The sequence below is a fragment of the Pseudoalteromonas sp. SM9913 genome, assembly GCF_000184065.1.
In the GTDB taxonomy this organism is placed as follows: Bacteria; Pseudomonadota; Gammaproteobacteria; order Enterobacterales; family Alteromonadaceae; genus Pseudoalteromonas; species Pseudoalteromonas tetraodonis.
The window spans coordinates 519,326-540,997 of record NC_014803.1; the positions used below are offsets into that span (position 1 = coordinate 519,326).

At 42.8% G+C, this 21,672-nt stretch carries 22 protein-coding genes; 17 read left to right on the forward strand and 5 right to left on the reverse strand.

The window, feature by feature from the left end:
• Window positions 1–121: 121 nt before the first annotated feature.
• Window positions 122–967, forward strand: a complete 846-nt coding sequence (locus tag PSM_RS02435; protein ID WP_013464050.1) for a pirin family protein — start codon at window positions 122–124, stop codon at window positions 965–967.
• A gap of 22 nt (window positions 968–989) precedes the next feature.
• Here the strand turns inward: PSM_RS02435 and PSM_RS02440 are convergent, their stop codons facing one another.
• Genes PSM_RS02440 through PSM_RS02450 form a run of 3 tightly spaced genes read right to left on the reverse strand, consistent with a single transcriptional unit; the run spans window position 990 to window position 2,009 of the window.
• Complete coding sequence (locus PSM_RS02440) at window positions 990–1,232, reverse strand: hypothetical protein (protein WP_008110702.1); 243 nt, start codon at window positions 1,230–1,232, stop codon at window positions 990–992.
• Window positions 1,233–1,245: 13 nt separating this feature from the next.
• A complete protein-coding gene (locus PSM_RS02445; RefSeq protein WP_013464051.1) occupies window positions 1,246–1,686 on the reverse strand; it encodes a hypothetical protein in 441 nt (146 codons plus the stop codon).
• Window positions 1,687–1,691: 5 nt separating this feature from the next.
• Window positions 1,692–2,009: a hypothetical protein gene (locus tag PSM_RS02450; protein ID WP_013464052.1), complete on the reverse strand. Its 318-nt coding sequence runs from the start codon at window positions 2,007–2,009 to the stop codon at window positions 1,692–1,694.
• A 574-nt stretch (window positions 2,010–2,583) separates the two neighbouring features.
• Between PSM_RS02450 and mraZ the strand changes: the two genes are divergently transcribed.
• The 16 genes from mraZ (at window position 2,584) to lpxC (ending at window position 20,332) form a co-directional block, all read left to right on the forward strand.
• Window positions 2,584–3,042 carry a division/cell wall cluster transcriptional repressor MraZ gene (mraZ, locus tag PSM_RS02455; RefSeq protein WP_008110699.1) on the forward strand — a complete coding sequence of 153 codons (459 nt, stop codon included), beginning with the start codon at window positions 2,584–2,586 and terminating at the stop codon, window positions 3,040–3,042.
• Window positions 3,043–3,070: 28 nt separating this feature from the next.
• A complete protein-coding gene (rsmH, locus tag PSM_RS02460) occupies window positions 3,071–4,009 on the forward strand; it encodes a 16S rRNA (cytosine(1402)-N(4))-methyltransferase RsmH (protein ID WP_008110698.1) in 939 nt (312 codons plus the stop codon).
• Entirely contained in the window at window positions 4,006–4,332 is a 327-nt protein-coding gene (gene ftsL / locus PSM_RS02465; protein WP_008110697.1) for a cell division protein FtsL, read from the forward strand. Before rsmH ends, ftsL begins: the two co-directional genes overlap by 4 nt.
• Window positions 4,329–6,146, forward strand: a complete 1,818-nt coding sequence (locus tag PSM_RS02470) for a peptidoglycan glycosyltransferase FtsI (RefSeq protein ID WP_013464053.1) — start codon at window positions 4,329–4,331, stop codon at window positions 6,144–6,146. The genes ftsL and PSM_RS02470 overlap by 4 nt, the downstream gene beginning before the upstream one ends.
• A complete protein-coding gene (gene murE / locus PSM_RS02475) occupies window positions 6,139–7,617 on the forward strand; it encodes a UDP-N-acetylmuramoyl-L-alanyl-D-glutamate--2,6-diaminopimelate ligase (RefSeq protein WP_013464054.1) in 1,479 nt (492 codons plus the stop codon). The genes PSM_RS02470 and murE overlap by 8 nt, the downstream gene beginning before the upstream one ends.
• The gene (locus PSM_RS02480) at window positions 7,614–9,002 is read left to right on the forward strand and encodes a UDP-N-acetylmuramoyl-tripeptide--D-alanyl-D-alanine ligase (RefSeq protein WP_008110694.1); all 1,389 of its coding nucleotides are present in this window, start codon (window positions 7,614–7,616) and stop codon (window positions 9,000–9,002) included. Before murE ends, PSM_RS02480 begins: the two co-directional genes overlap by 4 nt.
• Window positions 8,996–10,078 (forward strand): phospho-N-acetylmuramoyl-pentapeptide-transferase, encoded by a 1,083-nt coding sequence (gene mraY, locus PSM_RS02485; RefSeq protein ID WP_008110692.1) that lies wholly within the window; start codon window positions 8,996–8,998, stop codon window positions 10,076–10,078. Before PSM_RS02480 ends, mraY begins: the two co-directional genes overlap by 7 nt.
• Entirely contained in the window at window positions 10,079–11,413 is a 1,335-nt protein-coding gene (gene murD, locus PSM_RS02490) for a UDP-N-acetylmuramoyl-L-alanine--D-glutamate ligase (protein WP_013464055.1), read from the forward strand. It begins immediately after the preceding gene.
• Window positions 11,410–12,585 (forward strand): cell division protein FtsW, encoded by a 1,176-nt coding sequence (gene ftsW, locus PSM_RS02495; RefSeq protein WP_008465286.1) that lies wholly within the window; start codon window positions 11,410–11,412, stop codon window positions 12,583–12,585. The genes murD and ftsW overlap by 4 nt, the downstream gene beginning before the upstream one ends.
• Window positions 12,582–13,658, forward strand: coding sequence for an undecaprenyldiphospho-muramoylpentapeptide beta-N-acetylglucosaminyltransferase (murG, locus tag PSM_RS02500; RefSeq protein WP_013464056.1), 1,077 nt, complete (start codon window positions 12,582–12,584; stop codon window positions 13,656–13,658). Before ftsW ends, murG begins: the two co-directional genes overlap by 4 nt.
• Window positions 13,659–13,700: 42 nt before the next feature.
• A complete protein-coding gene (gene murC, locus PSM_RS02505) occupies window positions 13,701–15,110 on the forward strand; it encodes a UDP-N-acetylmuramate--L-alanine ligase (RefSeq protein ID WP_013464057.1) in 1,410 nt (469 codons plus the stop codon).
• Window positions 15,107–16,027, forward strand: a complete 921-nt coding sequence (locus PSM_RS02510) for a D-alanine--D-alanine ligase (RefSeq protein ID WP_013464058.1) — start codon at window positions 15,107–15,109, stop codon at window positions 16,025–16,027. The genes murC and PSM_RS02510 overlap by 4 nt, the downstream gene beginning before the upstream one ends.
• Before the next feature lies 1 nt (window position 16,028).
• Window positions 16,029–16,790 (forward strand): cell division protein FtsQ/DivIB, encoded by a 762-nt coding sequence (locus tag PSM_RS02515; RefSeq protein WP_013464059.1) that lies wholly within the window; start codon window positions 16,029–16,031, stop codon window positions 16,788–16,790.
• Window positions 16,791–16,803: 13 nt separating this feature from the next.
• Entirely contained in the window at window positions 16,804–18,036 is a 1,233-nt protein-coding gene (gene ftsA, locus PSM_RS02520) for a cell division protein FtsA (protein WP_013464060.1), read from the forward strand.
• Window positions 18,037–18,057: 21 nt separating this feature from the next.
• Window positions 18,058–19,314, forward strand: a complete 1,257-nt coding sequence (gene ftsZ / locus PSM_RS02525) for a cell division protein FtsZ (protein WP_013464061.1) — start codon at window positions 18,058–18,060, stop codon at window positions 19,312–19,314.
• Window positions 19,315–19,420: 106 nt separating this feature from the next.
• Entirely contained in the window at window positions 19,421–20,332 is a 912-nt protein-coding gene (gene lpxC, locus PSM_RS02530) for a UDP-3-O-acyl-N-acetylglucosamine deacetylase (protein WP_013464062.1), read from the forward strand.
• Window positions 20,333–20,434: 102 nt separating this feature from the next.
• Here lpxC and yjjG read toward each other — a convergent pair whose 3' ends face one another.
• Together yjjG and yjjX are read right to left on the reverse strand one after the other, a co-directional pair.
• Entirely contained in the window at window positions 20,435–21,109 is a 675-nt protein-coding gene (gene yjjG / locus PSM_RS02535) for a pyrimidine 5'-nucleotidase (RefSeq protein ID WP_013464063.1), read from the reverse strand.
• Between the two features lie 11 nt (window positions 21,110–21,120).
• Window positions 21,121–21,660: an inosine/xanthosine triphosphatase gene (gene yjjX / locus PSM_RS02540; RefSeq protein WP_013464064.1), complete on the reverse strand. Its 540-nt coding sequence runs from the start codon at window positions 21,658–21,660 to the stop codon at window positions 21,121–21,123.
• Window positions 21,661–21,672: the final 12 nt, after the last annotated feature.

Below are 21,672 nucleotides of genomic sequence, written 5' to 3' on the forward strand. Positions count from 1 at the left end.
TCGCAAATATTAAATTTACTTTTATTGTATATAACTGAAATTTATTAATTAATTTTCGGGTAGAGTCATAATAATAAATTAATATTTTATACTTTTACTTAACCTATTTTAGGCAACAAAAATGAAAATAACCAAAGTACTAACTGCTTATGCTACCCAAGATGGGGATGGTGTTAATATTCGTCGTATTCCAGGATTTGATGGTAAATATTTAGATCCATTTTTAATGATAGATGAACTTAAATCTGACGATGAAAGTGATTATATTGGTGGCTTTCCTCCTCATCCTCATAGGGGGATCGAAACCTTTACCTATATTTTAAAAGGCGGGTTTGAACATCAAGACCAAATGGGTAACAAAAAGGCGATTCGTGCGGGTGACGTACAATGGATGAGTACCGGTAGCGGTGTTATGCACAGTGAAATGCCCCTTGCCGATGCTGAACAAGGCTTACATGGTTTTCAAATTTGGCTCAATATGCCAAGTGCTCAAAAAATGCGTGAGCCTCAATACCAAGATACCACAGAGCATCCAGCACCGAGTTTTACTAATCAACAAGGTGTTTCACTTAAAGCCTTAGCAGGTACATGGCAATTTGAATCACACCAATTGGCTGCAAGCTTACAAAATTTAGCTGCTAATGGTGCTATAGCTGATGTAGCTTTGCCTGCGGGTGAAGGGCTTAATTTACCGGCTTTAAAACAGCAAAAAGTGATGATTTATATTCATACAGGCTCATTAATATCTCAGACCGGTGACGTATTTAATGCGGGTAATTTGCTTATATTAGAACCATTGAGTGACATTGCATTGCAGGCAAAGAAAACGGCGGGGGTCCTTATTTTAGCAGGCGATCCACTTAACCAGCCAATTGCGCACATGGGACCTTTTGTGATGACCACCGAGGCTGAAATTCGCCAAGCTGTTAGCGATTATCAAAATGGTTTTTTTGGCTCATTGTCGTGATAAATCGATGCGCGAATGACTTTTAAGCAAGTAGCTTTAATAACCAAGTGTATTTTTTTATCGTGTTAGCATCACCTTTAGCAGACTCAACTACAGCGCCAGCTGCAAACGCACTGGCGAGCCCCACTTTTGTTGCTGCAAAGCGTTTGGCTCTGTATTTTATAGCTGCAAGATGCTGACGTTTTAGCTCTGATCGCATAACAACTTCTTTATCTAGCTGTTGCACGCGAGCGTTCGGTGAGTTGATCAAATAATTGATTAACATAATAGTGTGTGCCTTATAATTTAAGCAGCTGCCTTAGGCTATTTAGCGTTTTAGTAAAGCCAATTTTTTTGCTTAGATAAACGGCGTTTCGCCACAGCCAAACTAAGCATAAAATTTGTAGGCTGATCACCACTGCAATGCTCAGCCAGATAGAGCTAAACAGATCAAAGGTGGCAAAGCCTACAATACCTAAAAACCCCACCCACAGTAACACCAAGCCACTGGCAAAACATCCTAGTAGAATGGTGATCAGTGCTAAGGATCTTAGCGATAGCTTCCACTCTGCTATTGCCAGCTGATGTGTCAACTTTCCTTGTTGATGATAATCATCCTTGAGCTGCGCTGCATAGTCAGCAAGCTTAGCAACATGATCTTGCCAGTCATCGGCGTGTTTTGCCGATGACGGCGAATCTGTCCCTTGTGATTCACTTGGTGTTGAGTGTTGGTTTTGCATTAGTATTACTTACGACGAAACAGTGCTGTAACTAACATACCAGCAGCAAACGCCAGACCCGCCGTTGCTAATGGGTTTTCTGATGCGAGTTGACGCGTTTTAGACGAACACTCTGCTAGTTTCTCACGAGCGGCTAACTGCTTTTCATTAAGCGTTTCAGCTGAGCTGCTTGCGCCTTTACGAACACCATTTTCAGCTACCGCCGCTTTACTTGATAATGCATCAACTGCGTCATGCGCTGCTGATGTCGCTTTATCTGTTAGCGGTGCTTCAATCTCTTGTTTTGCATCAATAGGAGTTTTGCTCTTTGTTGCCGTAGCCATAATCAATCCTTAATAGTTTTTTAAAAGTAATTATTTAGATGCAATGATTAAACCAGTCTTTAACCTGTTGTTTTATATGAATTGTATTTTATTTACGAATTTTGAGTGGGTTTATAGCTGTAACTATTGCGACAACAGTTTGTAATTTTTACAAACTAGGACGTGTTGATCATTCGAGATTGATTTTTTCTTTGTCCACTCAGTTACAAACCTCGCGACGCGATTAAACCGCATCTAGTTTGACCAAACTCTAATTCACAAAGGTCAGCAGGGCTCAAATAAATTGTAATTATTCACTGTTTATTCATTAAGCAAATAATGCCAACGAGCTAATAAAAAGCACGATAAAAAATTTTTTACTGGCTGATCAGATTTTTTATTAAACAATTCAACCGCTTTAATCGGAGCCTTATTTTTTCAGGCTTCGCGGGGTGCTAAAGCTGGGTGACTTACTTGACAAAAAGGCTTGTCAAGCCCTAAACTGGAGCACTGTGGTAAAAAGTGGTGTTTAGTGGATCAAACTGGATCGGGTTAATCAAAAAGTTGATTAAAATAAATTTACAATAGGCTTTTTATGTTTCGTGGCGCAAGTTCACTGAGTTTGGATGATAAAGGACGTTTTGCGGTACCGACAAAGTACCGAGATACGCTATTGTCTGAAGATCAGGGAACGGTAATTTGCACAGTTGCACTCAATGAGCCTTGCCTTTGGTTATACCCTCTTGCTGAATGGCTAGAAATAGAAAGCCGTTTAGCAAAAATATCTAATATGAATCCTAGAGCACGACGGATGCAACGTATGTTGTTAGGTAATGCGACAGAATATCAGCTTGATAAAAACGGTCGAATTTTGTTGGCGCCTTCATTGCGCTCACATGCAGAACTTGGCAAAAAAATTATGCTGGTGGGTTTAATGAATAAATTTGAAATTTGGGATGAAGCACGTTGGCACGAGCAGATGCGCCAAGACACTGAGCTTGAAAGGCTCGGTGATTTTGAACCGAATGACGATTTAGATAACTTCACCCTCTAGCAGCAAAATAAAAGGCAAATAACAGCTAATGACAGCGCAATTTGAACACGTATCCGTATTAATGGACGAAACCATAGATGCACTTGCAATTAAGCCAGACGGCATATACATGGATGGTACCTTTGGACGTGGCGGACATTCAGGGCAAATATTAGCGCGCTTAGGTGAAAGCGGTCGTTTGCAGGCCATTGACCAAGATCCACAAGCGATAAAGTCTGCTGAAAAGTTTGCTGATGATCCACGTTTTTCAATTGCTCATTCTCGTTTTTCAAAGTTATACGAGGTAGCTGAGCAAAACGATCTTATTGGTCAGGTTGATGGCATTTTACTTGATATTGGTGTGTCGTCGCCGCAGCTAGATGACGCAGCGCGTGGCTTTAGCTTTATGAAAGATGGTCCGCTCGATATGAGAATGGATCCAAGTACAGGTCGCAGCGCAGCGCAGTGGTTAGCTGAGGCTGAATTAGATGACATTACTCATGTGATCAAAAAGCTAGGTGAAGAAAAATTTGGTAAGCGCATTGCGCACAAAATTTTAGAAGTGCGTGAACACACGCCAATCACTACCACTAAGCAGCTCGCTGATTTAGTCGATGAAGCCGTACCGGTGAAAGATAAGTTTAAACACCCTGCAACGCGGACTTTCCAGGCTATTCGTATTTATATCAATAGCGAATTAGAGGAAATTCAAACGGCATTACAAGCGGCGATTAAAGTTCTTAAGCCGGGTGGTCGCTTAGTGGTTATTTCGTTTCATTCTTTAGAAGATCGCATTGTTAAACAATTTATTAAAAAACAGAGTAAGGGAGAAGCGATACCCAGAGGTCTGCCTTTAACCGACGCACAAATAAATAAAAATCTGACGTTAAAAGCAGTGGGTAAAGCTATTAAACCAAGTGCTGATGAAGTGGCGCGTAATCCACGCTCTCGCAGCTCAGTGCTAAGGATCGCACAGAGGTTGGGATGAGTAAAAAAGCGAGCTATCGCCAACCCAATTTATTTCTTGAAATAATTAAAGGCCTAGGTGCGAACAAGATCACCTTGGCCTTGTTGGTTGTGATATTCGCATCAAGCTTGAGTGTGGTGCAAGTAACTCATCTCTCTCGAGCGCAATTAATTGAGCAAGATTCGTTGCTCCAAGAGCGTGACGAATTGGATTTAGAATGGCGTTATTTTTTAGTGGAAGAAGAGTTTTATTCACAACATGCGCGCATTGAAGAAGTGGCAACGTCACAACTCGAAATGAAGCGGCCAACCAGCCAAGATGAGCAGGTAATTATATTACAATGAGAATGCGAGGCAAAAAACCAGTCAATAACCTAATAGCATGGCGCTTTATTTTAGTGTGCGCGGTGATTTTTTTAGTGTTTGTGACCTTGGTATCGCGTGCTGCGTACTTGCAAGTAATTGAACCTGATAAAGCGCGCTCTGAAAGCGATAAACGTACGGTACGGATTGAAAAACTGCATGTGCAACGCGGGATGATTTTCGATCGTAACGGTAAAGAGCTTGCCGTTAGTGTGCCTGTGGTAAGCGTGTATGCGGATCCTAAAGCCCTGCATAAATCACTGGTTAGTAAAGTACTTAGGCAAGCACGCAAAAACGGTGAAGATCAGCAAACGCTTCGTGAAAATGTTGCTGAGTTAAATAAGCGTACCGCCCTGTATTATAAAAATGATTTACGCTGGCGTGAATTGGCTGATGTGTTGCGCATTGAGCCTAGTAAAATTAACACGCGATTACTTGATGATCCTACTCGTCGCTTTGTGTATTTAAAACGCCAAGTGACTCCCGCTGTGGCTAATTACATCGGTGATTTACGCCTACCTGGTATTCATTTATTGGATGAATCAAAACGTTATTACCCTGCTGGTGAAGTAAGCGCACATGTTATTGGGTTTACCAATATTGATGGTAAAGGCATTGAGGGCATAGAAAAGCTTTATGAAAACGCGTTAACCGGTGAAGAAGGTCGCCGTACCATTCGCAAAGATGCGCAAGGGCGTGAAGTTGAAGTGCTTGATGAACGCGAGCGAGTAGAACCTGAAAGCATTCAGCTAAGTATTGATCAGCGAATTCAAGCCATTGCCTATAAAGCAGTTAAATCAGCGGTATTAACTTATAAAGCGACCTCAGGTTCTGCCATGGTAGTAGATGTTAAAACCGGTGAAGTCTTGGCCATGGTCAATAGCCCATCATTTAATCCTAACAACTTAAGCGGGGCGGCTCCTCATAAACGTCGTAACCGCGCTATTACCGATTTGTTTGAACCCGGCTCAACTGTTAAGCCTCTAGCCATTTTAGCTGGATTAGACTACGGCACAATCCAACCGGATGACAAAGTTGATACCTACCCAGGCTGGATGCGCTTAGGGGGCAGCTTAGTACAAGATACCCGTAATCATGGCGAAATGACGCTGCGCGAAATTTTAAAATACTCCAGTAATATGGGAGTAACCAAAATAAGCCAAACAGTACCCAAAGAGTACTTTGTGGGCCTGTATCAAAAAGTGGGCTTTGGCAGTGATAGTGGTACTGGCATGGTAGGCGAAAGTAGTGGCTTATTTTACCCTAATCGCCGTTGGTCAGATCACGAAATTGCAGCGCTCTCGTTTGGTTACAATATTGCCGTGAGTACCGCGCAAATGGCACGTTTTTACGCCATGTTAGGGGCAGGCGGGGTTAATCGTCCGCTTACTGTACTAAAGCAAGATTCTATACCTGAAGGTGAGCGTGTCTTTCAACAAGAAGATGTTGAAGCCGTTGTCCATATGATGGAAAGCGTATTTGAAGAAGGCGGTACCGCACGCCGCGTTAAAGTGGATGGTTACCGCGCTGCTGGTAAAACAGGCACCTCTAAAAAAGCCGCCGCAGGGGGCTATGGTGACGAATATGTAGGTTATTTTGCGGGCATTGCCCCTGCGAGTAACCCGCGATTAGCCGTTGTGGTATTAATCAACGAGCCCGGTGGAGATGTTTATTATGGCGGCGCAACAGCAGGTCCAGCGTTTGCAGAAATAATCTCTAATTCATTAAGAATTTTAAACGTTGCCCCAGACAAAGACTCGGTGGCATACGTGAAGGGCAAAGATGATGGTGCGTGATTTACACACAATTTTAAAACATTTAGAAATAGATGCAGCACGTTTAATGGTAAACGAGCTGCGTTTAGATAGCCGCGATGTAAAACCAGGTGATGTGTTTGTGGCGATAAAAGGGCACCAGTTAGATGGTGGGCACTTTATTAGTAAAGCAATTGAAAATGGTGCCAGTGCAATTATTGCCGACAGACTGTGTGAATTTGAAAGTGATTTTGAGCCGCTTTATTTAGTCTCAGAATTGAATAAGAAACTGCCTGTATTGGCGAGTCAATTTTATCAACAACCGAGCAAGCACTTAGATTTAGTTGGCGTAACGGGCACCAATGGTAAATCGACTACCACAGCAATGATTGCTCATTTAGCGCAATTTTGTCATACCCAAGCCGCTATTATTGGTACCTTAGGTTACGGCCATCCAGATAACTTAACACCACTGCAAAATACTACGCCTTCAGCAGTCGATTTACAGCGTATTTTAAGCGACTTAAAAAATGAGCAACACCAATTGGTTGCTATGGAAGTGTCATCGCATGGTTTGGTACAGCACCGTGTTGATCAATGCTATTTTAAAGCTGCAGTGTTTACTAACTTGTCGCGCGATCACTTAGATTACCATGGCGATATGCAAAGCTATGGTGATGCTAAATTGATGCTGTTTCGTGATTTTGATGCTGATCATGTCATTCTTAATCAGGATGACGGACAAGCAGAGCAATGGATTGAAAAATACAGCTTTAATAGTCTTATTTGTTATGGCCGTAAAAACTTAGCCCCTAAAAATGCACAGTTTGTGTATTTTTCAGATGTTCAGTATTCAGCAACCGGTATTTCGGCGCAATTAACTACTAGCTGGGGTGATGTTGCCATAAAATCACCGCTGTTTGGTGAATTTAACCTTTATAATCTAACGGCTGCGTTAGCAACGCTATTAGCGCTAGGCTATCCATTAACACAGTTAGTAGCAGGATGTGAGTATTTACAGCCGGTAGCCGGCAGGATGCAAGCATTTACAGCGCCAAGTATGCCTACTTGCGTTGTTGATTACGCGCATACACCAGATGCGTTGGCTTTAGCGTTACAAGCGCTGCAGCAACATGTACCAGGTGGAGTGAGTTGTGTGTTTGGTTGTGGCGGCGACAGAGATAAAGGAAAGCGTGTACTAATGGCACAAGCTGCTGAGCAGTTTGCAGACAAAGTGATCATTACCAGTGATAACCCACGCTCTGAAGACCCTAATGACATTATTAATGATGTAGCTGCGGGATTAGAGCATCCAGAAAACGCTCATTTAGAGGCCGATCGCGGTGCCGCGATACAATTTGCTATAGATAACGCAAAAGCCGGTGAGGTTATTTTAATTGCCGGTAAAGGGCATGAAGACTATCAAATTATAGGCGATACACGCATCGATTTTTGTGACCGCCAATTTGTACAACAACAATTAAAAAAAGCAGTAAGAGGGTCTCAAGCATGATCCCGATGGATTTTGATTGGCTAGCTAATGTGCTAGCAACCGATTATCAAGGTGATAATCGCAAGGTGATAAATATAAACACCGATACCCGTACTTTATGTGATGGTGAAGTGTTTTTGGCGCTTAAGGGCCCAAATTTTGATGGCCATAAATTTATTGAACAAGCAAAACAAAAAGGCGCTATAGGCGTGATTGTCGATCACGCTGTTGATACCGATATTGCTCAATTTGTAGTTGCCGATACCCGTATTGCATTAGGCACAATTGGTACAGCAGTGATGGCGCAAGTTGCACCTAAAACTATCGCTATTACTGGCAGTGTAGGTAAAACCACAGTTAAAGAAATGTGTGCCGCTATTTTATCAAGTAAAGGGGATGTATTAGCCACTAAAGGTAATTTTAACAACGACATTGGCGTACCGTTAACTTTACTCAGATTAGAGCCACAACATCGCTTTGCGGTTATTGAATTAGGCGCTAACCACATAGGTGAAATTGCGTACACCACCGCGATGACCAAACCGGATGTAGCTGTGGTATGTAATGTTGCTGCTGCCCACTTAGAAGGCTTTGGTAGCCTGCAAGGTGTGGCACAAGCAAAAGGTGAAATTTACGACGGATTAAAAGAGGATGGCATCGCCATCGTCAATTGCGATAGTGACTTTAGTCAATATTGGCTTGATAAGTTAGCAACGCGCAATATTAAATGTTTTTCGAGTAGTGAAAAGCTCGATATTTGGGCTGAGGACATCAGCCTAGATGCACAAGCTCGCGCAAGCTTTACTTTGTGCACCAAGCAACACAGTGTGCCGGTTAAGTTAGCACTGCCAGGTAAACATAATATTAGTAACGCGCTTATTGCTGCGGCGTTAACCAGTGAGTTTGACGTGTCACTTGAGGACATTGCCAGCGCGTTAGCGACCATGGGTGAAGTTAAAGGACGGGTTAACCTAATTGAAGCCAGTGATTCACTCACCATTATCGATGATACATACAATGCCAACGTAAAGTCGGTGAAAGCTGCGATTGATTTACTTAGTGATATTCAAGGTCATCGTATTTTGGCACTCGGTGATATGGGTGAACTTGGCGAAGATGCCCGTAAATATCATCAAGAAGTCGGTGAATACGCATTAGCGCAAGGCATTGATGAGTTATTTACACTCGGAGTATTAAGTAAATGTGCCAGTGATGTATTTGGGCTGCCAAATCGCCATTTCTCTAATCGTGAGCAAATGCTGCAGCAAATTCAAAACAGCATTAGCAAAGTAGATAAAAAAATTACCCTTGTCGTGAAAGGATCACGCAGTTCTCGCATGGAGCTTTTAGTAACCGATTTAGTTAATGGCCAGCAACAAGCCATCAATGGAGTATCATCATGTTAGTTTGGCTGGCTGAGTATTTAACTCAATATTATAGTGGCTTTAATGTTTTTTCGTATTTAACCCTGCGTGCCATTTTAGGTATTTTAACCGCATTGATGATGTCGTTGTATTTTGGTCCTAAGTTAATTCGTGCGCTGCAACGCATGCAAATAGGGCAAACAGTACGTGATGATGGTCCGCAATCGCACCTATCTAAATCGGGTACACCGACCATGGGTGGCTTACTTATTTTAGGGGCTATTTTTACCAGCACATTATTATGGGCAGACTTGTCTAATAAATACGTATGGGCCACTTTATTTGTAATTGGCTCATTAGGTATTGTGGGCTTTATTGATGATTACCGTAAGGTGATCCGTAAAGATCCAAAAGGACTTATTGCAAAGTGGAAATACTTTTGGCAATCGGTAATTGCACTGGTTGTAGCCACTGCGCTTTACATGAGCAGCACACAAGCGACAGAAACATCTCTTGTTGTGCCATTTTTTAAAGATGTACTGCCACAGCTGGGGCTGTTTTATATCGTGATCACCTACTTTGCGTTGGTGGGCACGTCAAACGCGGTTAATTTAACCGACGGTCTAGACGGTTTGGCCATAGTACCTACCATTTTAGTGGCTGCAGCACTGGCCATTATTGCTTACTTAACGGGTAATATTAATTTTTCGGCTTATTTGCATATTCCGCATTTACCACTGGCGAGTGAGTTGGTTGTGGTATGTACCGCTATTGTAGGGGCTGGGTTAGGTTTTTTATGGTTTAACACGTATCCGGCGCAAGTATTTATGGGCGATGTAGGCTCATTAGCACTGGGTGGTGCATTGGGGATTATTGCCGTGCTTGTTCGCCAAGAGCTGTTACTGATTATTATGGGGGGCGTGTTTGTAATGGAAGCGCTATCTGTAATTTTACAAGTTGGCTCTTACAAATTACGTGGGCAACGCATTTTTAGAATGGCGCCTATTCATCACCATTACGAACTTAAAGGTTGGCCGGAGCCACGCGTTATTGTGCGCTTTTGGATAATTTCTATTGTGCTGGTACTCGCTGGCCTTGCGACATTAAAGATCCGATAAATGCAGTATTTAAACGAGATAAAAAATAAACACATAACAGTGCTCGGACTCGGTGTAACCGGTCTGGGCATTGTGCGTTTTTTATTATCTCAATCAATACAGCCTTATGTGGTCGATAGCAGAGAGAATCCGCCAGGTGTTGATTGGCTCAATCAGCACGCACCTCAATTAAAAACGCACTTTGGTAACCTAGAAAATGCGGCGCTCAGTGCTTGCGATATGATTATTATTAGTCCCGGGCTGGGCTTAAAAACCCCTGCGGTTGCGAAGGCAATTAACGCAGGCGTTGAAGTGATTGGTGATGTTGAGTTATTTGCGCGCATTAATAGCAAACCAGTCGTTGCTGTAACCGGCTCTAATGGTAAATCAACCGTAGTAACACTTGCCTACGAAGTATTAAAAACCGCAGGTTATAAGGTGGCACTCGGTGGCAACATTGGCACAGCGGTACTGGATTTGCTTGACGGTGACTTTGATGTATTTGTATTGGAGCTATCAAGTTTTCAGCTTGATACCACACGCAGCCTAAAAACGACTAGTGCAACCGTGCTTAATATTTCAGAAGATCATCTCGATCGTTATGATAGTTACCAAGCCTATATAGATTCAAAATTAAGTATTTATAACGGTGCTGAACACTTAGTGATTAATGTTGATGACATACAAACACACCCAGTGAGTCGCACGTTAGCACCACAACTGAGTTTTGGTGAAACACAAGGTGATTACCACTTAGCACAGCACAATAACGAAGCGCACTTTATGGTAAAGGACGAAGCTTATTTACCAGTAAGTACTTTAGCCGTTGTGGGTAAGCATAACTATTTAAATACCTTGGCAGTGATGGCGTTACTCAGCCCATTTACAATTACTAAGGCGCATTACAAAACCGCATTAGCTCAATTTAATGGCTTAGCGCACCGTTGTCAGTTTGTGGGTGAGTTTAATGACGTTAAATATTTTAATGATTCTAAAGCCACCAATGTAGGCGCAACAATTGCCGCTATTGATAGTTTAGCGGGTGAACAACAAAACTTAGTGGTTATTGCTGGTGGTGATGCAAAAGGCGCGGATTTAGAGGTGTTAAAGCCTTATATTGAAAAGCATGTAAAAGCGCTGATTTGTTTTGGTAAAGATGCCAAAGATTTAGTGGCACTGAGTGCTAAAGGTCATTTAACCAATAATATGTCTGAGGCTGTGGCGCTTGCAAAGCAATTAAGTAAATCGGGCGATACCGTTTTACTCGCCCCTGCCTGTGCCAGCATTGATATGTATAACAATTATATGCAACGCGGCGATGATTTTGTGCAATCTGTATTGCAGGGGCAGTCATGATTGCTTTTGCGGATATTAAAGAGGCTCTCACCCCTAAACCTTCAGCGCAGCTTTATGATGTGCCACTGCTTTATTGCATGCTAATGCTGATTGGTGTGGGCTTTGTGATGGTAACCAGTGCCTCAATGCCGACAGCCGATAGACTGTTTGGTAATATTTATCATTTTACTATCCGCCATGGCATTTTTTTAGGGCTATCGTTTTGTTTATTTTGCATTAGTACTCAAGTACCTATGTCGTGGTGGAAAAAAGCTAACCCCTATTTATTACTAATCGGTTTAGTACTGTTATTAGTGGTACTTATTGTAGGACGTGAAGTCAATGGTTCGACCCGCTGGATACCCGTAGGACCGTTTAATATTCAAGCCTCGGAGCTAGCTAAGTTGTTCTTTTTTAGTTATATCGCAGGCTACTTAGTACGTAAGCGCAATGAAGTTCAAGAAAACATAAAAGGCTTTGCTAAACCCATAGCGGTATTTGCAGTTTATGCAGCACTTATTTTAATGCAGCCCGATTTAGGGACTGTGGTGGTGATGTTTGTTACTACGGTTGGTTTGTTGTTTTTAGCCGGTGCCAAGCTTTGGCAGTTTTTTGCACTTATTTTAACCGGTATTGCGCTAGTGGTTGGGCTTATTGTGTTAGAGCCATATCGTATGGCCCGTGTGGTTGGCTTTTTAGAACCTTGGGATGACCCTTTTGGCAAAGGCTACCAATTAGTGCAATCACTAATGGCTTATAGTCAAGGCGATTGGTTTGGCCAAGGCCTAGGAAACAGCGTACAAAAATTACAATATTTACCAGAAGCGCACACCGACTTTATTTTTGCTGTTATTGCTGAAGAGTTAGGTTTTATGGGGGTGCTGAGCATTTTAATGGTACTCGGTACTTTAGTATTTAGAGCTTTACTCATTGGCCAAAACGCGCTTAAAAACGGCAAAGAATATGAAGGCTACTTAGCCTTAGCAATTGGTATTTGGTTTGCGTTTCAAACTATGGTTAATGTGGGCGCCAGTGCCGGTATTTTGCCAACCAAAGGATTAACCTTGCCGTTTATTTCTTATGGTGGCTCAAGTTTATTAATGATGACCATAGCAACCGGTATTTTATTACGTGTAGATTTTGAGACCAAGATGGCAACGAAACAAGCCACGTCAGGTGGAGCTAAGCGATGAGTAAAAAAATAGTCGTTGTAGCAGGGGGTACAGGTGGACATATTTTTCCAGGGATTGCCGTTGCTGATTATCTCAAACAGCAAGGTTGGCAAGTTAGCTGGATAGGCACCCCAGATAGAATGGAAGCCAGTGTCGTGCCCAAGCACAACATAGAAATTGATTTTATTGATGTAAAAGGCGTGCGAGGGAATGGTTTAAAACGCCTTATTAAAGCGCCATTCATGGTTATTAATGCAATATTGCAAGCGCGTAAGGTATTAAAACAACAACGCCCTGACGTCGTTTTAGCAATGGGGGGGTATGTAACTGGCCCAACAGGTATTGCGGCAAAAAGCCTGGGTATTCCTTTGGTGATTCACGAACAAAATGCCGTAGCAGGCATGAGCAATAAATGGCTAGCGAAATTTGCGAATCGCGTGTTAGCGGCTTTCCCTAGTGCTTTTGCCAGTGGAAAGGCAGAGCTGGTGGGTAACCCTGTGCGTCAGAGTGTGGTTGATATACCTAAGCGGGAAGTATCAAGCCCAATCAATATGCTTGTTGTGGGTGGCTCGTTAGGTGCGCAAGTACTCAACCAAACACTGCCAGAAGCATTTAAGCGCTTGAATGATACTTGTGCCATTAATATTTGGCATCAAACAGGTAAAGGGCACCTTGCTAGTGTAAGTGAAAGTTACCAGCAGCAACAAATGGGCAATGAGCAAGTGACCGTTGCTGAATTTATTGATGATATGGATACTGCTTATAGCTGGGCAGATATTGTGATTTGTCGTGCGGGTGCGCTTACGGTAAGTGAAATTGCCGCAGCGGGTAAAATGGCGGTATTTGTGCCGTTTCCACACGCGGTTGATGATCATCAAACAGCCAATGCACAGTATTTAGTAATGGCAGAGGGGGCGTTATTAATGCCACAAGGGCAATTTAATCAGCGCAGTATTGTTGAACTTTTAAGCCCCTATTTAGCCGAACCTTTATTAATAACTAAAATGGCAGGCAAAGCAAAACAGCAAGCTATTTTAGATGCCACAGCAAGCGTAGCGATGCACTGTGAGCAAGTAACAAATAAGAGAACATAAGTGAAACAGACATTAGCAAAAGAAAAATATACACGCCCAGCGATGCGCCGCATTGAAACTATTCACTTTGTAGGGATAGGCGGTGCAGGCATGGGTGGCATTGCAGAAGTACTTGCTTTTGAAGGTTACCGTATTACCGGTTCAGATATAGCTCACAGCGCAATGACTGAGCGTTTAATTAAAGCCGGTGCTGAAGTATTTATTGGCCATCATGAAAATAATGTAAAAGACGCTAATGTGGTGGTGGTTTCAAGTGCAATAGATAAAACAAACCCTGAAATTCAAGCCGCGCAAGCTGCACGTATTCCGGTGGTTCGTCGTGCAGAAATGTTAGCTGAACTGATGCGCTTTCGCCACGGTATAGCCATTGCGGGCACCCATGGTAAAACGACCACAACCAGCTTAATTGCGAGCATTTATGCACAAGCCGGGCTCGATCCAACCTTTATTATTGGTGGTTTGCTTAACAGTGCTGGCAGCAATGCTAAGGTAGGTAAAAGTGACTTTTTAATCGCCGAAGCAGATGAAAGCGATGCCTCATTTTTGCATTTACAGCCTATGGTGTCGGTGATCACTAATATTGAAGAAGATCACATGGAAACCTACGGCGGTAGTTTAGAAAAAATGAAAGATACTTATGTTGAATTCATTCATAACCTGCCTTTTTACGGGTTAGCGGTGGTGTGCATTGATTCAGACGTTGCTGCTGAATTGATCCCCCGTTTTGGTCGTCCGGTGATCACTTACGGTGAGTCACACGAGGCTGATTATCGAATGAGTGACTTTAGCCAAACAGCGAACACATGCCAATTTACGGTAACTAATAAACAAGGTGAGAGTTTAACCGCCAAGCTGAATATGCCGGGTAAACATAATGCCCTTAATGCAACCGCAGCGATTGCCGTAGCTAAAGATCAAAATATTGCGAATCATGCAATTTTAGCGGCTTTAGATACTTTTGAAGGTATTGGCCGTCGTTTTCAGCACTACGGTGAATTTGAAAATGAACGCGGCAGCGTGATGCTTGTTGATGACTATGGCCATCACCCATCAGAAGTGGCCGCTACTATCACTGCAGCACGAGAAGGCTGGCCTGATAAGCGTTTAGTGATGGTGTATCAGCCGCACCGTTATACGCGTACTCGTGATTTATACGAAGATTTTGTTAAGGTATTGGCTGATGTTGATCAGCTTTTATTACTCGATGTTTACAGTGCTGGCGAAGAGCCGATTGTTGGCGCTGATAGTAAGAGTTTATGCCGTAGTTTGCGCCAGCGTGGCAAAGAGCCATTACATGTAGCCTCAAGCTCAGAGCTTGCGGGCGTACTTGCCAACTGCCTACAAAATAACGACCTAGTGCTCACACAAGGTGCAGGTAACATAGGTCAGCTTGTTAAAAATTTAGCAGCCACGAATATGTCGATAGAAAAATTAAAGCAAGGTGAAGTATGACACAGGTAAATTCCCAGTTTGGTAAAGTAGCGGTGCTGCTAGGTGGAAATTCAGCAGAGCGTGACGTGTCATTAAAATCTGGTCAAGCGGTATTAAATGCGCTGTTAGACGTTGGCATTGATGCGATAGCGTTTGATCCACAAAATCGTTCGTTATGGGAATTAAAGTCGTTATACGTTGATCGCGTTTTTATTGCTTTACATGGGCGTGGTGGTGAAGACGGCACGGTACAAGGTGCTCTAGAATTTATGAACCTGCCGTATACCGGCAGTAATGTTCTGGGTTCGGCACTGGCAATGGATAAAATTCGTTGTAAGCATTTGTTTAAATCGGCAGGCTTAAGCACCGCACCTTATGCCGTGGTTGATGCTAAAAAAGGCTTTGATGCCAATGCCATTATGGCGCAATTTAAAAAGGTAATGGTTAAGCCATCGCACGAGGGCTCCAGTATCGGTATGGCGCAAGCAAGCTCTGCAGAAGAACTTGAAGATGCGCTCACTAATGCATTTAAGTTCGACAGCCAAGTATTGGTAGAGCAGTGGATCACGGGTCGTGAATTTACCATTACGGTCTTGGGTGATGAAGTACAACCTGTGATTGAAATGAGCACCCCAAACGGATTTTATGACTACCAAGCTAAATATCAGTCAAGTAGTACGCAATATCATTGTCCTGCTGATTTATCACCATCGGATACTCAAAAATTACAAGCGATGGCGCTTGATGCGTTTGATTTAGTAGGTGCAAGTGGCTGGGGACGAGTCGATGCGATGCAAGATGAACAAGGACATTTTTACTTACTAGAAGTGAATACCGTACCAGGCATGACAGAAAAATCATTGGTGCCAATGGCAGCAAAAGCCAACGGGGCAAGTTTTGAGCAATTAGTTGTTCGCATTTTGGAGCAAACCCTTTAATATGCATCCCTTTTTAGAGAAAGCGCAGCAACTAAAACAGCAACTTAACTGGTCGCTGATTTTTGGAGTGAGTTTTTTTCTAGCCGTGGTGATAGGGTTAATTGAAATAACCAGTGGGGTTTCGCACTGGTTAGTTGAAAATAAAGATGCACAAATTAAGCATTTAACGGTGCTGGGGAACCCTAAGTACACCGATGAAAAAGCAATAACAGCGGCAATAAAAAAAGCAGATTTAAGCAGTTTTTTTGAGCTAAACGTAAAGCAAGTTCAGCATTTAGTACAAGAGCTGCCTTGGGTTGCAACGGTATCGGTAAGAAAGCAATGGCCTGATACCATTCAAGTTTACGTGGTAGAACATCAAGCGGTTGCTCACTGGAATAGTGACTTGCTGATTAATCAAAGCGGTGACGCGTTTGAAGCAAAAAGTGATAAATTAAGTGCCACTTTACCCCAACTATATGGGCCAGAGGGCAGTGAAAAAGAAGCATGGGTAGCGTTTAAACAGTTTGATGAAATGCTCAAAGTCAATGCATTAACGCTCACTAGCCTTGCGCTATCTGAGCGGTTTTCGTGGCAACTTTGGTTAGATAACGGTGTGCGTTTAAATTTAGGACGCAAAGATAAAGCCAAACGTGTACAACGTTTTATAGACGTTTATTCACGTATAGAAAAACGTGCTGATGCACAGATAGATGCAATTGATTTACGCTACGATACCGGCCTTGCAGTGAGCTATAAGCCACTGCAAGAACAGCAATTATAATAAAGAGTAAGGCATGACTAAGTCAGCAGAAAGAAACCTAGTGATTGGATTAGACGTTGGCACTTCTAAAGTAGTGGCCACGGTAGGTGAAATCACCACAGATAACAAGCTCAGCATTGTTGGCGTGGGGAGCCAAGTATCTCATGGAATGGATAAAGGCGGTGTTAACGATTTAAATTTAGTGTCTGAGTCTATTCGCCGCGCTATAGATGAAGCCGAATTGATGGCTGATTGTCGTATTAGCTCGGTTTATTTGGGTATTTCTGGCAAGCATATTCAGTGTCAGAACGAAAGCGGTGTTGTGGCTATTAATAACACCGAAGTAACCGATGAAGACATTGAAAATGTAATACACATTGCTCGTTCAGTGCCAATTTCAGCTGAACGCAAAATGTTGCATGCTTTGCCGCAAGAGTACAGCATTGACATGCAAGAGGGGATTAAAAACCCACTCGGCATGAGCGGTGTGCGCATGGAAGCACGCGCGCACATTATTACCTGCTCCAACGACATGGCTAAAAATATAGAAAAATGTGTTGAACGTTGCGGGCTTGAAGTTGACCAACTTATATTCACAGCGCTTGCTTCGTGTTATTCCGTACTGACGGATGACGAAAAAGAGTTAGGTGTTGCGGTGCTTGATATTGGTGGTGGTACTATGGATATCACTATTTATATTAATGGTGCGCTGCGTCATTCGGCGGTTATTCCGGTGGCAGGTAACCAAGTAACCGGTGATATTGCAAAAATATTTCGTACACCTATATCACATGCTGAGTCACTCAAAGTACAATATGCCTGTGCAAGTAGCCAAATGGCGAGCAGCGAAGACACGATTGAAGTGCCAAGCGTAGGTGGGCGACCAGCAAGACTGATGTCTAGGCACACGTTATCAGAAGTGGTTGAGCCACGTTTTAGAGAATTATTTGAACTGGCGATGGAAGAAATTCGTCGTTCAGGATTAGAAGACCAAATTGCAGCAGGTCTCGTCATTACTGGCGGAACTGCTAAAATGACTGGCGCAATGGAAGTGGCTGAAGATATTTTTCAGATGCCAGTAAGAATAGGTAAACCAATTGGTGTAGTAGGTTTAACTGATTATGTTGATGATCCATCGTACGCAACCGCTGTAGGTTTGTTACAATACGGGCGTACTATGCAGTCGATGAATGCACAAAAGTCGAAAGCGGATGATAATAATAATTGGTGGAACCGCATCACAAAATGGTTTCAAGGCGAGTTTTAGTACTCAAGTCGGAGAGTAAATATGTTTGATATAATGGAACAACACAGCGAAGAAGCTGTAATAAAAGTAATCGGTGTTGGTGGCGGCGGCGGTAACGCAGTTGAGCACATGGTAAAACAACAAATAGAAGGTGTTCGTTTTATTGCAGCGAATACGGATGCACAAGCATTACGTAATTCAGCCGCTGATGTAACGGTACAATTAGGTACGCAAATAACCTCTGGGTTAGGTGCGGGTGCAAACCCTGAAGTAGGCCGTCAGTCGGCTGAAGAAGACGCAGAAACGATTCGTGCCAGCCTTGAAGGCGCCGATATGGTATTTATAGCGGCAGGTATGGGCGGCGGTACAGGGACCGGAGCAGCGCCAGTCGTGGCTAAAATAGCTAAAGAGCTGGGCATTCTAACCGTGGCAGTTGTAACGCGTCCATTTGATTTTGAAGGTAAAAAACGTGCTGCTGCTGCAGAGCAGGGGATTAGCGAATTGTCTGAAATCGTGGACTCGTTAATTACTATTCCAAATAACAAATTACTAAAAGTATTAGGTAAAGGGACAACTTTACTGGATGCGTTTGCTAAAGCAAATGACGTATTATTTGGTGCGGTACAGGGTATTGCTGAGCTAATTACACGCTCGGGTCTAATTAACGTGGATTTCGCCGACGTACGTACTGTTATGTCTGCAATGGGTACAGCCATGATGGGGACTGCATCTGCCTCGGGTCCTGATCGTGCACAAGAAGCAGCAGAAGCGGCTATTTCAAGCCCATTATTAGAGGACGTTGATTTAACCGGTGCTAAAGGTATCTTGGTTAATATTACTGCCGGCATGGATATCGCGATTGAAGAATTTGAAATCGTGGGTAATCACGTTAAGGCGCTAGCGTCTGAAAACGCAACGGTGGTTGTGGGTGCGGTAATCGACCCTGAAATGACAGACGAGCTACGTGTAACGGTTGTTGCAACTGGCTTAGGCGGCGATCGTCGTCCGCAGTTTGGTATTGTAGATAACGGCTTTAAAAAAGCATCAGGTTCTGATGTAGCCAGTTCAAGCACGCAAACGAGCAGCAGCATGTATGTACCTAGCTTTGCAAGCCAAGGCACAAGCACGACTGAAGAGCCTGCCACGACATCGCAAACAGAATCAAAAGAGCAAAGCACATCGACGAGCTCTTCAAGTTCTTCAGCGAATACGTCGTCAAGTAGTGCTAAGAAAACAGATAAATCTGAAGGTGGCGATTATTTCGACATCCCTGCTTTTTTACGTAAACAAGCAGATTAATAAAAAACAGTACTTTTGTGCGAAATGTGAACGAATATTGTAGTTATACCGTATTTATGCTACACTCCGCCGTCTAACTGTAATATATACTAAAGTGAGCGAACCTATGATTAAACAGCGTACGATTGCACAAGTAGTCAAAGCCATAGGAATTGGACTTCATAAAGGTGAGAAGGTCACAATAACTCTCCGACCTGCGAGCGCAAATACTGGGATTGTATTTCGTCGTGTCGACCTTGATCCGGTTGTTGATTTTGAAACAACACCTGAAGCCGTTGGTGATACGCAATTGTGTACCTGTTTAATTAACAAAGATGGCGTTCGCTTATCGACTACTGAGCACTTAATTGCGGCGGTTGCGGCAATGGGAATCGACAATTTAATTGTTGAACTTGATAGCTCAGAAGTACCAATAATGGATGGTAGTGCATTGCCATTCATTTATTTATTACAAAAAGGCGGCATTGAAGAGCAAAATGTTGCAAAACGCTTTATTCGTATTAAAGAAAAAGTACGTATTGAAGAAGGTGATAAATGGGCCGAAGTAGAACCTTACGACGGATTCCACATCGATTTCGAAATTGCCTTCGATCACCCTGCAATCAATGAAAGCCGCCAACGTGTTGGTTTAGATATTACGGCACAAAGCTTTACTGAAGAGATAAGCCGTGCACGTACTTTTGGCTTTATGAAAGACATTGAATACATGCATGCTAACAACCTAGCACTAGGTGGCAGCATGGATAGTGCAGTGGTACTTGATGAATTTAAAGTTTTAAATCCGAACGGTTTGCGTTACGCAGACGAGTTCGTCAAGCATAAGATACTAGACTGTGTAGGTGACATGTTTATGACAGGTCACAACCTTTTAGGCAAAGTAACCGCATTTAAATCAGGCCATGATTTAAATAATAAGTTACTACGCAAAATTATGGCAACAGAGTCAGCATGGGAGTGGGCAACCTTTGAAACGCCTGTGACGATGCCTGCCCCCGGCCTTGAGCTAGCTAACGCCTAATTAGTTAATCACTTATATACAGTTATAAAAAATGACGCTTATTAGCGTCATTTTTTGTTTGTTAATTAGCTAAACAGCTAAATTACACTCAGGCTTTTATTATCAAAGTCCTAATATAGTTTGCAACTGTTTAAGCTGGGTTACCTGATATGTTGGTTTAATTCCCTCAGGCAAGTTCACGCCAGGATGTTGCAGCCAACAAGTGTCAATTCCCACATTTTGACCGCCAAGAATATCACTGCTGGCGGTATCACCGACCATTAAAATTTGCTCTTTCGGTGGATTACCCATTAAGTTAAAGGTGTGCTCAAATATCTCTTTTGCAGGTTTAGCAATGCCGACTTGCTCAGAAATAACCAACCAGTCAAACATATCTTGCAGCCCTGTATGCGCTAGGCGACGTGCTTGTAACTGAGAAAAACCATTGGTAATAATGCCCAGCTTGGCATGGGGTTTAAGGGCATTTAATAATTCAACGGCGCCGGGTAAAGGCATACAAATTTCGGCCATAGCTGATAAAAAATCATCATTGAGCTGTTGAGCTGGCACATCTAGTTTATTTGCCAGTTCGCTAAAACGAGTTACTTGTAAGTGACTTGAGGTGATCTCGTTGTTTTGATAAGCAATCCATAATGACTTATTGGTGTTTTGATAATGGGCATAATCTGCCTCGGTAAAATCCATGTCATAGGTTGCTAGCATGTTTTTAAGGCCAGCAAAGGCATTAAAGCTAAATAAGGTTTCGTCGGCATCAAATAATACGTAGTTATACTTCATTAAAACATCCGTTATTGATTATATAGAGTGGGATTAAGAAAAGGCGCCATGGCGAGTGTCAGCGCTTGAGTATAGGTACTTTCTCGTGTTGCATGATGATCAGTTAACAAGCCAATAGCACCCCCTTGCTGTTTAATATTGGTGGTATTAAAGGCTTTATCCATCACGTCACCAAGCTCTTCACCTTGAAGCAATGCTTTATAAAACACAGTGGGCAGGGGTAAGTTACTGCTTCGGCCTGTAACTTGCTGTGCGCCATTATCAATAACTACATAGGCAAAGGTTGCCGCACCATAGCTAAATTGCGCTGCACCACCTTCCATCGCCACATAGTAGTCTGCCTGATAGTGGTTTTTACAGCAATTAACGCGATTTTGTGCCCCTAAGCAGGTTTGCTCTTCACCTAAGGGTTGATCGGGTACCTCTGAGGGCGCGTGAACACCACTACATTCGATTACACGCTCAGGAAAATACATCGCAAAAATATGTTTAGCGGCATTGATTTTTACTGGGTTTTTAGACCCAACAATAATTTTAATTGATTGCGACATATTAAACTCGTC